The following is a 14,587-nucleotide window of genomic DNA, read 5'->3' as shown; positions in this document are numbered from 1 at the left end:
AGGATCTGAGAAATATTGATTCGTTTTATTCCAGGCTGTTTACCGTTACTCCCAGGTTGCGATCAACTCGTTCCATTATTTCAGCCAGGGCACCTTCTTTTAAGGAGTAGGTGGAGCAAAGCAAGTCACCACTATCGAGTTGACGAATAATATAGCGAATCAGGCAGGAGGCTACTACGATCATGTCCACTCGCATGGGAATCATTCCGGGAATCTGTAAGCGTTCTTCTTTGTTGAGATGGACCAGTCGGTCTGAGATCTCATAAAAAGCTTCCAAGGGCAGCAGGTGCTTATGGGTGGCCCTGTCTTTAGCGACCTCTTTGGAGGCAAGAAATATATCGGTAAGGGTATCAAAGGTACCAGAGGCACCCACCAATTGCTTTGGCTGAAATTGCCTAAGGGCGGCAATGAGTGGCTTCAGGTGTTCTGAAAGGTATTCGACCAGGTGGGTTCGATCCTCCTGAGACATGGGGTCCTGGTGGTGAAAGCGGTCCAGCATGCGCTGCCCACCAATCTCAAAACTCCCTTTCCAGTGGATTTTATGCCTGTTTCCAATGATAAATTCTACCGATCCGCCTCCAATGTCCATCATCAGGGCATTGGCATCGTCCAGGCATCCGCTCATTCTTATCCCTTTGTAAATCAATTCGGCTTCCCTGGCACCGTCAATTACCTGAATGTGGAAACCGGTTTGCTGTTGGATTTGCTGTACAAAGTCTTCGCCATTTTCTGCATTCCGAACGGCGCTGGTAGCAAAGGCAAATACATGGTCAATATGCTCCCCATGGATCAAATGCTTAAAATGATCCAGGGTATGAAGTGCTCGCTTTTGGGCATCGGGAAGAATGAGGTTTTGATTGATTCCTCCCTGTCCTATTTTTACAGGAACCTTTTCCTTGTAAAGGGTTTCAAATCCCTTTTCATCCAACGCCACCATTAGCAAATGGAAGGTATTGGTACCCATGTCAATGACGGCGGCCTTCTTTTTCATGAACCTGATTTTCAAAAGTTTCTGCGAATATATAAAGTTTATCTAAAAACCTTCCCTCCCAGTGTTTTATATTCAAAAAAATGGTAAAGAAAGCCTGTTTTTTGTTTTAGAGCCTAACCCCTGTAATAGATAAGCAACGGACAAGGCAGCCTTTCCCCACGGATAAGGGATAATGATACCACTTGTAAATGACGATCCTTCCTGCCAACCGATCAAGAAAACAAATGCAAAAATACCGGAGGAGGAATGGATCGATGAATGCCGGGCAGGTGACGACAAAACCCCTGAGTCCCCGATTTGATTGCCCGTTCTGAATAATATTTCATTCCTAAAACCAGATTATTCAGGTACTGGTTTTTTTCAACCCCATCTTATACGTAATTTTATCCCTTTGCTATCCGGAACTCCGGATCTTGCAAGTGCAATCATTCAATTGCTGTTGAAAAAATATACTATGAAGACAAACGAAAAATTTCTTTATGAATACCTCAATAATGCATCTCCAACTGGTTTTGAGGCACCTGGCCAACAAATTTGGTTGGATTATATCCGGCCTTTTGTAGACGATTATTTCACAGATGCCTACGGCACTGTTGTGGGGGTGATCAATCCAAAGGCTGAATTTAAAGTGGTCATTGAAGCACATGCAGATGAAATTAGTTGGTTTGTGAATTACATTACGCCCGAAGGGTACATTTACGTCATCCGAAACGGAGGGTCCGACCACATGATCGCTCCCTCCATGCGGGTAAATATTCACACGGACGATAAGGTGGTGCCAGGGGTTTTTGGTTGGCCAGCCATCCATGTAAGGGACAAGGCCAAGGAAGAAACGCCTAAAATGGATAATATATTTATAGACGTGGGAGCTCGTACGAAAGAAGAGGTTCTGGAAATGGGAATCCATGTAGGATGTGTGGTAACCTTCAAAGATGAATTGACGGACTTGAATAATAAATTTTATTCGGGAAGGGCACTGGATAACCGGATCGGAGGCTACATGATTGCTGAAGTAGCACGGGTGCTTCGTGAGGAAAAGGTGACATTACCGTTCGGACTTTATGTGGTCAATGCGGTGCAGGAAGAAATCGGATTGCGAGGGGCTGAGATGATTGCTGATCGCATCCAACCCAACGTGGCCATCATTACCGATGTTTGCCACGATACCACGGCCCCGATGTATAATAAAATTACCAGTGGGGATTATACCGCTGGCAATGGACCGGTACTGACTTGCGGGGCTGCCGTCCATAAAAAACTCCTGGATCTGATTATTGAAAGCGCAAGACGAAGGGAGATTCCCTTTCAACGTTCTGCCTCCTCCCGGAGTACCGGTACCGACACGGATGCCTTTGCCTATTCCAATGGAGGGGTTCCATCTGCATTGATTTCTCTTCCGTTGAAATACATGCATACTACTGTGGAGACAGCAAGTAAAAAGGATATCGAGCATGTCATTTCCCTGATGATGGGCTTTCTACAGGATTTTGACCAGAAATTTGATTTTCGGTACGTAAAATAAGTAGTCAACCGACACCCGTAGCGAAAGGCTCTGGCGATTTGATTCCAACGGGTAGGGCTTCGGGTGTCGTATTCTTTATTATATGAAAGTATTTATCAATAAAATTATTCCATCCGTCGGATTCCAAATGTTGGAAGCCGCTGGGGTGGAGTACACCGTGTGGAAGGAAAGGCCCATTTTAGACCGAGCACAGGCCATCCAGTTTTGCAAAGGTCACGATGCTTTTATCAGTGCCGGACAGGCAGGCCTGGATGCTGATTTTTTTCATCAGTGTCGCCACCTGAAAGTGGTCGCGCTGCATTCGGTAGGGTTTGATGGCGTAGACATCGCAGCGGCCACCAGGCAGGGGATACCTATAGGGAACACCCCAAACGTATTAAACAAAGCCACAGCAGAAACGGCCCTTTTGCTCATGCTTACGGTGGCACGCAGGGCGCTCTATCATCATAAAAAAATTAAAAAGGGCCAATGGGGTATATCACAGCCTACAGAGGGGCTGGGGATGGATCTGGCCGGCAAAACACTCGGAATAGTCGGGCTGGGAAGGATCGGAGCCGAGCTGGCAGCGATGTGTACCCAATCCTGGAATATGAAAATCCTGTATCACAACCGGAGCACCAATCCGGAAGCCGAGCAGGCATTTGGTGCCCGAAAGGTAAGCCTGGACGAGTTGCTAGCCCAGAGCGATGTCGTCTCCGTGCATACGGCACTTACCGACGAGACCAGAGGGATGTTTGGAATGGAGCAGTTTAAGAAAATGAAACCCAACGCCCTCTTTGTCAATACCTCCCGGGGAGCGGTACACAATGAAGAGGAATTGACTGCCGCTCTTCAAAAGGGAATTTTGTGGGGAGCAGGATTGGATGTCACCAATCCCGAACCCATGGATCCGGACAATCCACTGCTGGATATGGACAATGCGGTTGTGTTTCCTCACATAGGTTCAGCGACACAGGAAACCCGGGAAGCAATGACACGCTGTGCAGTGGAAAATACCCTGGCAGGATTGAAAGGAAAAAAATTGCCCTATCCGGTAAATCCGGAAGTCTATCAAAAGAAGTGATTTTCCGTTGGCTTATTATCCCAATGCAACATCCAGTATCATCATAATCGTAAAGCCTCCAATAAATCCAAGGGTGGCCAAATCGGTGTTTCCATCTTGCTGGGTTTCAGGGATCACTTCTTCAATGACCACGAATATCATGGCTCCGGCGGCAAAAGCGAGCGCATAGGGAAGTATCGGAGTGAACGTGGATATTGCCGCCGCTCCCAGTACACCGGCAATGGGTTCTACCAACGCGGAAGACTGGCCGTAGAAAAAGCTTTTTCGGCGGCTCATGCCCATACGTCTTAGTGGTACGGCCACTGCAATGCCTTCCGGTAGGTTTTGAATACCAATTCCCAGCGCCAATACCACGGCGCCTGCGATGGTAGCTTCAGGCACGGCTAATGCAGCTCCGCCAAACAACACCCCTACCGCCAGGCCCTCAGGTATATTGTGTAAGGTGATGGCCAATACCAGTAGGGTGGTTTTCTGCCAGGGAGTTTTGATGCCTTCCGCTTTCTTAAAATTAACATGGAGGTGAGGTAAAATCTTGTCCAGAAAAAAGATAAAAAGAGAGCCACCTACAAATCCCAGCGCAGCGGGCATGACCCTGGCGAAACCTTCTCCTTCGCTCATACTAATAGCTGGAGCCAGTAAACTCCAAAAACTGGCAGCCACCATGACACCGCCTGTGAAGCCAAGCATGGCATCCAGTAGCGGACGGTTCATCTGTTTGAAAAAAAAGACGAACCCGGCACCTACGGCTGTCAAAAACCAGGTGAATAGCGTCGCCAGCAAGGCGGCCTGTACCGCTGAAATACTTTCTAAATAACTAATGATTGTATCAAACATACAGCGTTGTGATTGGGTAAGACCGGCAAGGAGTTCCTGCTTTGCCAAATCAGGTAGTTAGTATGCTCCAATACCAGGTCCGGGACGGATCCAGTAAATGGTATTCGATGTTTATTGGTAATTAGTTAAGGCAAATTTAAATAGTTAGAATAGACTAACAAATATATTTCAATTATTTTTTATCTTTGTTCGTAAAGTTTAGCGAATGAATAGCCAATCCATCGAAAACTACCTCAAAGTAATTTTCAATCAGGCCATCAGCACCGATGAAGTAAACACCACGGGCATTGCGCAGGCATTGGAAGTAAGCCTTCCTTCTGTCAATAGCATGGTGAAAAAATTGGCTGGTATGGGCTTTTTGGAATATGAAAAGTACCGACCACTGAAGATCACAGAAAAAGGCCGGCAGATGGCTGCCATGATTATTCGAAAACACCGGCTTACGGAAATGTACCTGGTAGAAAAAATGGGTTTTGGCTGGGAGGAAGTTCACGACATTGCAGAGCAACTGGAACACGTGCAATCGCCCCTGTTTTTTGACCGGATGGATGAATTGTTGGGATATCCGAAGCGGGATCCTCATGGTTCTCCCATACCCAATAAAAAGGGGCATATAGCTACGCTGGAATACCGCATGCTGGCCGATTGTCAGCCGGGTGAAAAAGTAGTGCTGAAGGCGTTGGGCCATACCTCAGATGCCTTTTTAAAATACCTGAACAGCAAAAATCTGGCATTGGGAGTGGAAGTAGAAGTAATCGCTCTAGAAATGTATGACAGGAATATGACGGTCGTTTATGACGGGCACCGGGAAGTATTATCTTCCTTGGTTTGTTCCAAATTATTGGTAAGTTAGACCTATTTATGGAAAGTGTTACAACCAGGTATGCCATCATTGTAGCCGGAGGATCCGGCACCCGAATGGGAACTGAAATTGCCAAACAGTACCTGGTAATTGGCGGTAAGCCCGTATTGATGCATACCTTGAATCAATTTTTTGGATATGATCCGGCTATTCGGCTTTTATTGGTTTTGCCAGAAGCAGATTTTCCCTACTGGAAGAACCTGTGCCGGGAGCATGGCTTTGCCATTCCTCATCAATTAGTGAAAGGGGGCAAGAGTAGGTTCGGCAGTGTTCGAAACGGGTTGGATTGTATTCCCGGCGATTCCGGCTTGGTAGCCATACACGATGGGGTAAGGCCGTTTGTAAATGGGCGGGTGATCCGGGAAAGTTTTGTAACTGCGGCGACTAGTGGAAGTGCAATAGCTGTGGTTCCGCTAAAGGATTCGATTCGGGAAGTAAAGGGCCCTGATCAATCCGTATTTCGGGATCGGAGACAATTTCGATTGGTTCAAACCCCTCAGACGTTTCAGCTGGCCAAAATAAAAGAGGCATTTGCAGGAGGAGAGAAGGAAATTTTTACCGATGACGCAACGGTTTATGAGCACATGGGCTGGGAGGTTTGCCTGATACCGGGAAATCCGGAAAACATCAAACTAACCAGTCCTGAGGATCTTGATTTTGCGAATTACCTGCTAAGCAAAGGGGAAGGGAGTATTTAACCCAAAATTCAGGTCGTTTATCGATTTTCAGGCAGCGCTGACAGAAAAGGTATGTTAGTATCTAGATCTGTCCGTTAAATTGCTTTCAAAATTAAACGAGTCAAACCATGAAAAACATACGAAATGGAAATCATGCACTGGGAGTGCTGATTTTAGTCATAGGCGCATTACTCCTTTTAAAGCAGGTTGGCGTGTTTATTCCCGGTTGGGTATTTTCCTGGCCGATGATCCTCATTGCGATAGGATTGTATTCCGGATATAAAAATGGTTTTCAAAATACCGGATCGGTGGTGCTATTGATCATTGGAGGGTTTTTCCTACTAAGAGATAAACTTTACTTGCCTTACGAACTGGGTCCTTACTTGTTTCCGCTGGCACTAATCTTTCTGGGGCTTTTTATTATTTTCAAAAAGAACAAAAACCCGGCAATCAATTGGAAAGACTGGGAGGGAAATTACGATAAGTGGGAGAAAAAGCTCCGGACAGGAAATGATCCGGATGGGCTTAATAAGGAAAGCTCGGATTACCTCAATGTGGAGGCCTTATTTTGCGGCCTAAAGCGCAAAGTTATGTCCAAAGATTTTAAAGGGGGGGAGATCACGACGGTTTTTGGGGGCTCTGACATTGATTTGATGCATGCAGATATTCAGAATCAGGCCGTCTTAAAGGTTTCTGTTGTATTTGGGGGAGTTAAGCTCATTGTACCGCCGCATTGGGACGTACAACTGGGCGTAAGTAACCTGGCCGCGGGTGTCGAAGACAAGCGCCACTTTCACCAGGCCAGCCCAGATCCTCAAAAGAAGTTGGTGATTACAGGGTCGGTCATTTTCGGAGGGATTGAGATTTCTTCCTACTGATCGGCTGACAGGCAATGGAAAACCAACTAAAAATCCGTAAACTGACAGGTGAGCCGCTGGATCATATCGCTTTCCTCTTGATGGTTTTTGCCAGCATACTCGCTTGTTCCTTTTTCTGGCATCAGCAGTGGGAATGGGCGATCCAGGATGCTATTATGAGCACGCTGGCTTTTGGATTGGGAGTTTTTATCTTGAATATGATCCTCTATTACTACCCCATCGGTAAATTCAGAACCTGGCCGGCATTGATGTTTTCTTTGGTAATCACCATAGCACTTGTGTTCGCCTGTCGCTTACTTTGGAAAGGGGAGTTTTTGGGAGATCCGGAATTTTTACGGCTATTTGAAGAATCGCTTCCTTTTAGGGTCATCGTCGGGTTATTGTTGTTTCATCTGGCGGGATTGATCATCTTATCCGGCAAAACCTCCCTCAAAGAGTTTCAAATGATGCAGCAGGGAGAGTTGCGCCAGAAACTTTCAACGGATGCAGAGTTGCACTACCTTCGGCAACAAATGCAACCTCACTTTTTATTTAACAGCCTGAATTCGATCAATGCGCTGCTGGCCAGGCAGCCCGAAAAAGCCAGGGAAATGGTACAGGGACTTGCTGATTTTTACCGGGAAAATCTGAATAAGGACCCAAAGAAATGGGAAACCTTAACCAGGGAAATGAAAGTGATCGGCCAATACCTGGAGCTTGAGAAGATCAGGTTTGGCCATCGGCTAACCTACGAATTGGTAGTTCCAGCCGAAGCAGACGAATTGAAACTACCTTCACTTCTGATCCAGACCTTGGTAGAAAATGCAGTGAAGCATGGATTGTATGGTGTGACGGGTGATATCCTGATTCGTATTGAGGCAAGGAAAGAACAGCAATACCTGGAAGTAACGGTGCAGAACCCAACTGATAATCAGTCAGGTAAGGCTTCCGGAACCGGGTTCGGTTTAGATAGTTTGGAAAGAAGGTTATTTCTTATTTTTGGAAGGAAGGATTTGCTGACGCTTCGGAATTCAGCTGGGATTTTCAGTGCGATCATTAAAATTCCTCAGACTAACTGATATGATACGATGTGTGATTATTGATGACGAACCACTGGCCCGGGAGCTTTTAGCGGATTACCTGGCTTCATTTTCGGATTTTGAAGTAGTGGGTGCTTTTCAGGATGGCTTTGAAGGGTTTAAGGGGATCGCAGAACTAAAACCGGACCTATTGTTTCTGGACATAGAAATGCCGAAAATCAATGGGTTTGAGTTGCTCGAACTACTGGAGGAGCCGCCGAAGGTGATTTTCACTACCGCATACGATACTTACGCCATTCAGGCATTTGACCAGCAGGCGATTGATTATTTATTAAAGCCGTTTTCAAAAGAACGATTGAGGCAGGCTCTGGAAAAAGTCACCAGAGAAGTTCAGGACCCGACCGAGTTTCCGTCCAAAGTCCGAGCTGCCAGCGAGGGCCTTCCTGTTCGGGATTATTTGAGGAGGGTTGTAGTTAAAACGGGAAATCGAATACATATTTTACCGGTGGATACGATCCATTTTTTTTCAGCGGAGGGTGATTATGTGAAAGTTGTTTCCGAAGGAAAAGGATATCTTAAACTGGGGACAATGGGCTATTTTGAAAAAGTACTTCATCCAAATGAATTTACGCGCATTCACCGATCTCATATAGTAAATGTTTCCATGATCAGTAAAATCGAACCTTTTCAGAAAGAAAATTTCCTGGTCTTCCTAAAAGACGGCACCCAACTGCCGGTTAGCAAAACGGGTATGGGCAGGTTGAGAAAAACGTTACGGATTTAAGGGCAGAAAAAGGCGCAGGGAAGTAGAAATAGAATCAAAAAAAGTGAAAAAGCCTTCCCGAGGAAGGCTTTTAGGTTAGTATTCGTCTTCGTTAAAGAAGAAATCATCTTTGGTCGGATAGTCCGGCCAGATTTCTTCTATGTTTTCATAAGGTTCGCCATCGTCTTCCAGCTCCTGAAGGTTTTCTACCACCTCTAAGGGGGCTCCTGACCGGATAGCAAAGTCAATTAACTCATCTTTAGTGGCAGGCCACGGAGCGTCTTCCAAATAGGAGGCAAGTTCTAAAGTCCAATACATAGTCTACACAAATTTAAACGTCCCCTTGAACGGGGTGCAAAAATAGAAATTCTTTTTAAAACACAAACAATTACGATTCAATTGTTTGTAAGTTCTTTTAATATGTGGTTTTTAACGTCCACTTTTCGTTTATGAGCAGCGATTTTCCGGCGCATCATTTGGTCAAAATCGCTCTCTTGGGTCCTGAAATTTTCCGTATTTTCTTTGACGGTGTTCAATTCCCGCTGGTCCCTTGCAATTAGATCTTTTAGTAACCCGGATTTTATGGTGACTTGTTCGTCTGGGTCTTTCGAATCAAAATCCGGGTACTTGGAATGACACAATTTATCCAGAAAAGACTTCTCGAATACGATTTCTGAAAAGAATACGAAGGAGCCAATACTTTGTTGTGCGTTTCTTGGTTTTTTTGGTGGGAGTTTCTTCCACTCCGCCTGTAGCCGTTTTGCTTGTGCCAGCTTCGTGTCATCAATCTTTCCTTTGGAAAGTCCTTTCATTTCTGTGGCCAACTTCTCAATTTTCTTTATCACCAACCCCGGACTGAGGCTGGGAGTATTCTGACTCACACGCTTAAAGCGGCTAAAGATGCGGTTATTTAACTTGGAAAATTCATCCCAAATGGGCTGTCTCTTAGCCGCCGGAACTCTTCCGGAGGCCTTCCATTGTTTCTGAATTTTCTTGCTGATTTCAAAGGCCGTTTTCGCGTCAGGTAGATCATGGGCCTCTCTCGCTTGTTCAAGCAAGCTTTCGTAAACCTTAATGTTCTGCTCTGCCTGTAACGCGAGTCCATCAAAATAGTTCTTACGGTTGCCGTAAAAAATGTCTAGTATATCCTGAAATTTTTTCTCTATTTCATCCTGTACTTCTTTCTCTACCGGACCGGTTTTGAGCCATTTTAATTTTAACTCTTTAAAAGCTTCGGAAGCTTCTTTCCAATCCGTGCTATTTTTAATGGCGTCGGCTTCTTCGATCAGTGCTTTTTTTATTTCCAGATTTTTTTGCCGGTTGGATTGAATAATCTCTTCCAAGTAAGCTTCTTGTTCCTCAAGTTCCCGGATTAGGGCTGGAAAATCTCCCAAACCATCGTAGCTCATAAGAGCGTTTTTGAGGTGGATCAGTTTCATTAGGAACGACCCTTTATTTTGGTTTTCCTCAATGTCCTTTTTTAGGTTTTCTACCTTTTGCTTGATGGTTTCGTACCGGTCTTCGAAATAGCGAATGGTGGAAGCCTCATCCTCCTTCACCTCTCCGATGACACGGTCTTCTTGTCCCAAAAATCCTTTCAAGTAAATTTTGTCCTCTTTTATATATCCATAGGGATGCTCCGTCATGATCAGCAAGGTTGGTTGTAATTCTGAAGTGGTTTTTCCAATTTCTGCAAATTAATTAATAATGCTTCATTTATCCTAAGAAAGCGGATTTTTTACCATCTTTGTTGATTGAATTAAACGCAAAAGAACCATGAGTAACGAAAAAATAATTTTTTCTATGGCAGGGGTGTCTAAAATATATCCTCCACAGAAGAAAGTACTGAAAGAGATCTACCTCTCGTTTTTTTATGGGGCCAAAATTGGCGTACTTGGCCTAAACGGCTCCGGAAAAAGCTCCCTGCTTCGGATTATTGCCGGGGAGGATACAGAGTTTCAGGGGGAAGTCGTCTGGTCACCCGGCTATTCGGTGGGCATGCTGGAGCAGGAGCCTGAACTGGATCCTACCAAAACAGTAAAAGAAATTGTAGAAGAAGCCGTTGCCGATACGATTCAGCTGCTCAAGGATTTTGAAACGATAAACGAAAAATTCATGGACCCGGCCGTCATGGACGACCCCGATGCCATGGATAAATTAATCCAACAGCAAGGCGAAGTACAGGAAAAGATCGATGCAGCCAACGCATGGGAACTGGAGACCATGTTGGATAAAGCCATGGATGCCTTAAGGCTTCCTCCCGCAGATGCAAAAGTTGAAAACCTTTCCGGAGGGGAAAAACGAAGGGTTGCCTTGTGTCGCTTGTTGCTTCAAGAGCCGGATGTACTGTTACTGGACGAGCCCACAAACCACCTGGATGCGGAATCGGTGCTATGGCTGGAGCAGCATCTCAAGCTGTACAAAGGTACCGTCATTGCCGTAACCCACGACCGGTATTTCCTGGACAATGTGGCCGGATGGATACTGGAACTGGACAGGGGAGAAGGGATCCCCTGGAAAGGAAACTATTCCAGTTGGCTGGAACAAAAGCAGGATAGACTGAAAAAAGAAGAAAAAACAGAATCCAAAAGACAAAAAACGCTGGAGCGGGAACTGGAATGGATCCGCATGTCACCCAAGGCCAAACAGTCCAAGGGGAAAGCCAGGCTAAATGCCTACGATAAACTGGTAGGTGAAGATGCCAAGGAGAAAGAATCCAAACTGGAACTCTACATTCCCCCAGGTCCGCGGCTAGGCAGCAAGGTCATAGAGGTAAAAGGGGTGTCCAAAGCATTTGGCGAGAAACTCCTGTTTGATGACCTGACCTTTTCCCTCCCTCAGGGGGGCATCGTGGGCGTAATTGGCCCCAATGGAGCCGGAAAGTCCACCTTATTCAATATGATTACCGGTAAAGAAAAACCCGATGCCGGTCATTTTGAAATAGGAGAAACCGTAGAGATCGCCTATGTGGATCAAGAACACGATGATCTGGATCCGAAGAAGTCCGTTTATGAGACCATCACGGATGGTAATGAATTTATCCCCCTGGGTAATAAGGAAATCAATGGACGGGCATACGTCAGTCGGTTTAATTTTGGCGGGGCCGATCAGGAAAAGAAAGTAGGGGTACTATCCGGAGGCGAAAGAAACCGGGTGCACCTCGCCATGACGCTAAAAAAAGGAGGCAACCTCCTGCTTTTGGATGAGCCTACCAATGACCTGGACGTGAATACCCTGCGATCCCTGGAAGAAGCCCTGGAAAATTTTGGAGGCTGTGCCGTCATCATTTCCCACGACCGTTGGTTTTTGGACAGAATTTGTACCCATATTCTGTCATTTGAGGGAGATAGTTCCGTGTATTGGTTTGAAGGGAACTTCTCTGAATATGAAGAAAATAAAAAGAAGCGATTGGGCGATGTGATGCCGAAGCGGATCAAATACAAAAAACTGAAGTAAATTCCCCGTTGCCCGGGGAACGGGAGGTCAAGCTTTGAAAGCCTATCAGGTTTGCAAAATTTCGATTCTGATACGAAACTTCGAGAAAAGATTCTCAGGAAGGTAAATAGGGGGAGAAACCATTCGGTTTCCCCTCTTTTTTTTATTTTCCCGTACAGGTTGTTTTGCTTTTTTGTTTCTTTGTGTCTGTTTAGCACCATTGCGGGAAATTATGATGAGACAATTGCTATTGCGTCCGGGCGCTGGAGAACTGAATTACGAGATCAGGGGCATCGTTAAAAAAGCACGGATGATCGAAGATCTGGGGTATTCCATCACTTGGGAGAATATTGGGGACCCCATTCAGAAACACAATACCATTCCGGAATGGATGAAAGAAATTGTCGCGGATTTGGTTCAGGACGATCATTCGTACGGCTACGCAGATAGCAAAGGAATGATGGCCACGCGAACATTTTTGGCGGGTCTGAACAATCAAAAAGGAGGCGTTAAGATTGGCCCTGAAGACATCTTGTTTTTTAATGGCCTCGGAGATGGGATCGCAAAGCTCTATCAATTTCTGATTCCAACGGCCCGAATTATTGGTCCATCCCCTGCCTATTCTACACACAGCTCCGCAGAGGCAGCGCATGCCAATACCCGTCCACTCACCTATAACCTGGACCCGGATAATAATTGGTACCCAGATATGGAGGATTTGTATAATAAGGTAAAGTACAACTCTTCGATAGTAGGTATTCTGATCATAAACCCCGACAATCCAACCGGGATGGTCTATCCAAGAGAAGTGTTGGATCGGTTTGTGGAATTAGCACGGGAATTCAATTTGTTGCTGATCGCAGATGAAATTTACCAAAACATCACCTATAACGGATATAAAGCCATCAGCCTGGCCGAGATTCTGGGCGATGACCTTCCCGGGATTTCCCTGAAAGGTATTTCCAAGGAGTTTCCCTGGCCCGGGTCCCGCTGTGGGTGGATGGAGTTTTATAATCAGCATACTTCAGAAGAATTTTCCAAGCTTTGTACTACTTTGGAGAATGCAAAAATGATCGAGGTTTGTTCTACTACCCTTCCTCAGCTTGCCATTCCCAAAATCATGAGCCATCCGGCCTATCAGGAGTACCGGAAAACGGCCAACGCCGCCATCGGTACCCGAAGCCGTATTTTGGAGGAAGTATTGGGAGCAGTCAGCGGGATTAAGTTTAATAAAACCAAAGGGGCTTTTTACAATACGGTCATCTTTGAGGAAGGCGTATTGGATCACCAACAGTATTTACCCATTCAGGATGAGCGCGTTAAAAAGTACCTGGACCTGTGGCTTCAGGAAAAGGAGATGCCTCATGACAAACGATTTGTGTACAATTTGCTGGCGGCGGAAAGAATTTGCGTGGTTCCGGTCAGTTCCTTTTGTTCGGACTTGAGGGGATTCAGAGTCACGCTGCTGGAAGAAAACGAGGACGTCTTTCGAAATACTTTCGAAAGGCTGGCCCGCAGTATACATACCTACCTGAATTCTTCCAAAAACGTTTTGGTGGACTCGTAAGGCTGGTTTCATGTTGCCAGACTTTTAGAGATGGTCCCTTCGGAATAAAGATGCTATCGCTTTCCTCAGGGTCCTGCTCTATAAAAGGAGCATCCTTTCCGAAGTCAGGCTGGCCGGCTAGAATCCAGGCGGAATACCAAAAATCAGCAATGAGTTTGATGGTTTGCCGCATTTGCCTCTCCACCTGACCAGCCAGCATCCGATGATAGGCCTCGCTGAAAGCCCGGGAATATACTCGGGTATTGATGCCGCCTCGTTCTTCGAAGCTGTATTTTTTATCGGCTGGAAATCGATCGTTTAGCATCGCCTCAAAACCCAGTACAGAGTCCAGGGCGGCATGCGATTGGGCAATCGTGCGCCAGATCACTTGCTGAGGGTCGGAGATATATTCGGCTTTTCCTACAAAGAAATTGTAGCTTTCGGCATAGAGTTCCGGTAGCCTTGACTCCCAAAATCCATGAATTCCATATTGGCCCGTGAATTGTCCGTTGTAATTTTTGGTGGTATGCAGCGGAACGTGAATATCGCCCAGGTAATGCCCTAAATCCGCTGCCAGGCGAAGAATGACTTCCGTATCTTTTTGCTCAAAAGCCCGGACCAATTGTAAGAATGTCAGGTAAGTACTCCAGGGAGCGATGCCGGATTGGCGAAGGCTGTCTTCCCCTATAAGGGCTACCGCCTCCGGCCAGTACTGGGGTAAGATCTGAAGGGCGCTGTCGCCGTACACATCCAGGTCTATGAAATGTTTTTCAGCTTCCCCCTTGACGGCATACCGTCTGCGGTCCGGGTTTACCGCCTTTTCCCGTAAGTATCCCTGGTGCGGTTTGAAAAACACCATCAGTTCAGGTGGTAGCGAAAAAATGGCTTGACTGTTGATCAGTTTGTGGGCATAAAACCCCCATGCCTGAAGCGGTGTGGAGGAAAATAGCAAAACCATGAGTAGAAACACGATTCTCATCATCAGATTAATTATTGC

General features: G+C 45.9%; 14 protein-coding genes. 9 read left to right on the top strand and 5 right to left on the bottom strand.

The window, feature by feature from the left end:
- Positions 1-25: 25 nt before the first annotated feature.
- A complete protein-coding gene (locus GJQ68_RS09875) occupies positions 26-991 on the bottom strand; it encodes a Ppx/GppA phosphatase family protein (protein ID WP_162342067.1) in 966 nt (321 codons plus the stop codon).
- A gap of 454 nt (positions 992-1,445) precedes the next feature.
- On the opposite strand from GJQ68_RS09875, the gene GJQ68_RS09870 reads away from it, so the two are divergent.
- Positions 1,446-2,513 carry a M42 family metallopeptidase gene (locus tag GJQ68_RS09870; RefSeq protein ID WP_162342068.1) on the top strand — a complete coding sequence of 356 codons (1,068 nt, stop codon included), beginning with the start codon at positions 1,446-1,448 and terminating at the stop codon, positions 2,511-2,513.
- An 82-nt stretch (positions 2,514-2,595) separates the two neighbouring features.
- Positions 2,596-3,576: a 2-hydroxyacid dehydrogenase gene (locus GJQ68_RS09865; protein WP_162342069.1), complete on the top strand. Its 981-nt coding sequence runs from the start codon at positions 2,596-2,598 to the stop codon at positions 3,574-3,576.
- A gap of 15 nt (positions 3,577-3,591) precedes the next feature.
- Here the strand turns inward: GJQ68_RS09865 and GJQ68_RS09860 are convergent, their stop codons facing one another.
- Positions 3,592-4,410 carry a ZIP family metal transporter gene (locus tag GJQ68_RS09860; protein WP_162417123.1) on the bottom strand — a complete coding sequence of 273 codons (819 nt, stop codon included), beginning with the start codon at positions 4,408-4,410 and terminating at the stop codon, positions 3,592-3,594.
- A gap of 205 nt (positions 4,411-4,615) precedes the next feature.
- Here GJQ68_RS09860 and GJQ68_RS09855 point away from each other — a divergent pair, with 205 nt between their 5' ends.
- The 5 genes from GJQ68_RS09855 (at position 4,616) to GJQ68_RS09835 (ending at position 8,630) form a co-directional block, all read left to right on the top strand.
- Complete coding sequence (locus GJQ68_RS09855) at positions 4,616-5,263, top strand: metal-dependent transcriptional regulator (RefSeq protein WP_162342071.1); 648 nt, start codon at positions 4,616-4,618, stop codon at positions 5,261-5,263.
- Between the two features lie 8 nt (positions 5,264-5,271).
- A complete protein-coding gene (locus GJQ68_RS09850) occupies positions 5,272-5,970 on the top strand; it encodes a 2-C-methyl-D-erythritol 4-phosphate cytidylyltransferase (RefSeq protein ID WP_162417122.1) in 699 nt (232 codons plus the stop codon).
- Positions 5,971-6,077: 107 nt separating this feature from the next.
- Positions 6,078-6,827 (top strand): LiaF transmembrane domain-containing protein, encoded by a 750-nt coding sequence (locus GJQ68_RS09845; RefSeq protein ID WP_162342073.1) that lies wholly within the window; start codon positions 6,078-6,080, stop codon positions 6,825-6,827.
- Positions 6,828-6,841: 14 nt separating this feature from the next.
- Positions 6,842-7,885: a sensor histidine kinase gene (locus GJQ68_RS09840; protein WP_162417121.1), complete on the top strand. Its 1,044-nt coding sequence runs from the start codon at positions 6,842-6,844 to the stop codon at positions 7,883-7,885.
- 1 nt (position 7,886) lies between these two features.
- Complete coding sequence (locus tag GJQ68_RS09835; RefSeq protein WP_162417120.1) at positions 7,887-8,630, top strand: LytR/AlgR family response regulator transcription factor; 744 nt, start codon at positions 7,887-7,889, stop codon at positions 8,628-8,630.
- A gap of 75 nt (positions 8,631-8,705) precedes the next feature.
- Here the strand turns inward: GJQ68_RS09835 and GJQ68_RS09830 are convergent, their stop codons facing one another.
- Both GJQ68_RS09830 and GJQ68_RS09825 read right to left on the bottom strand, forming a co-directional pair.
- Positions 8,706-8,927 carry a DUF2795 domain-containing protein gene (locus tag GJQ68_RS09830; RefSeq protein ID WP_010855875.1) on the bottom strand — a complete coding sequence of 74 codons (222 nt, stop codon included), beginning with the start codon at positions 8,925-8,927 and terminating at the stop codon, positions 8,706-8,708.
- A 77-nt stretch (positions 8,928-9,004) separates the two neighbouring features.
- A complete protein-coding gene (locus GJQ68_RS09825; protein WP_162417119.1) occupies positions 9,005-10,255 on the bottom strand; it encodes a DUF349 domain-containing protein in 1,251 nt (416 codons plus the stop codon).
- A 130-nt stretch (positions 10,256-10,385) separates the two neighbouring features.
- On the opposite strand from GJQ68_RS09825, the gene ettA reads away from it, so the two are divergent.
- Both ettA and GJQ68_RS09815 read left to right on the top strand, forming a co-directional pair.
- Positions 10,386-12,065 (top strand): energy-dependent translational throttle protein EttA, encoded by a 1,680-nt coding sequence (gene ettA, locus GJQ68_RS09820; protein ID WP_162342077.1) that lies wholly within the window; start codon positions 10,386-10,388, stop codon positions 12,063-12,065.
- Between the two features lie 214 nt (positions 12,066-12,279).
- Entirely contained in the window at positions 12,280-13,611 is a 1,332-nt protein-coding gene (locus tag GJQ68_RS09815; protein WP_162342308.1) for a pyridoxal phosphate-dependent aminotransferase, read from the top strand.
- Here GJQ68_RS09815 and GJQ68_RS09810 read toward each other — a convergent pair.
- A complete protein-coding gene (locus GJQ68_RS09810; RefSeq protein ID WP_162417118.1) occupies positions 13,502-14,572 on the bottom strand; it encodes a zinc dependent phospholipase C family protein in 1,071 nt (356 codons plus the stop codon). The genes GJQ68_RS09815 and GJQ68_RS09810 overlap by 110 nt on opposite strands.
- Between the last annotated feature and the right edge of the window lie 15 nt (positions 14,573-14,587).

This window comes from Cyclobacterium roseum (genome assembly GCF_010119225.1).
GTDB classification, from domain to species: Bacteria; Bacteroidota; Bacteroidia; order Cytophagales; family Cyclobacteriaceae; genus Cyclobacterium; species Cyclobacterium roseum.
The sequence above is the reverse complement of the archived record's forward strand: the minus strand, read 5'-3'. Positions and strand labels throughout refer to the sequence as shown.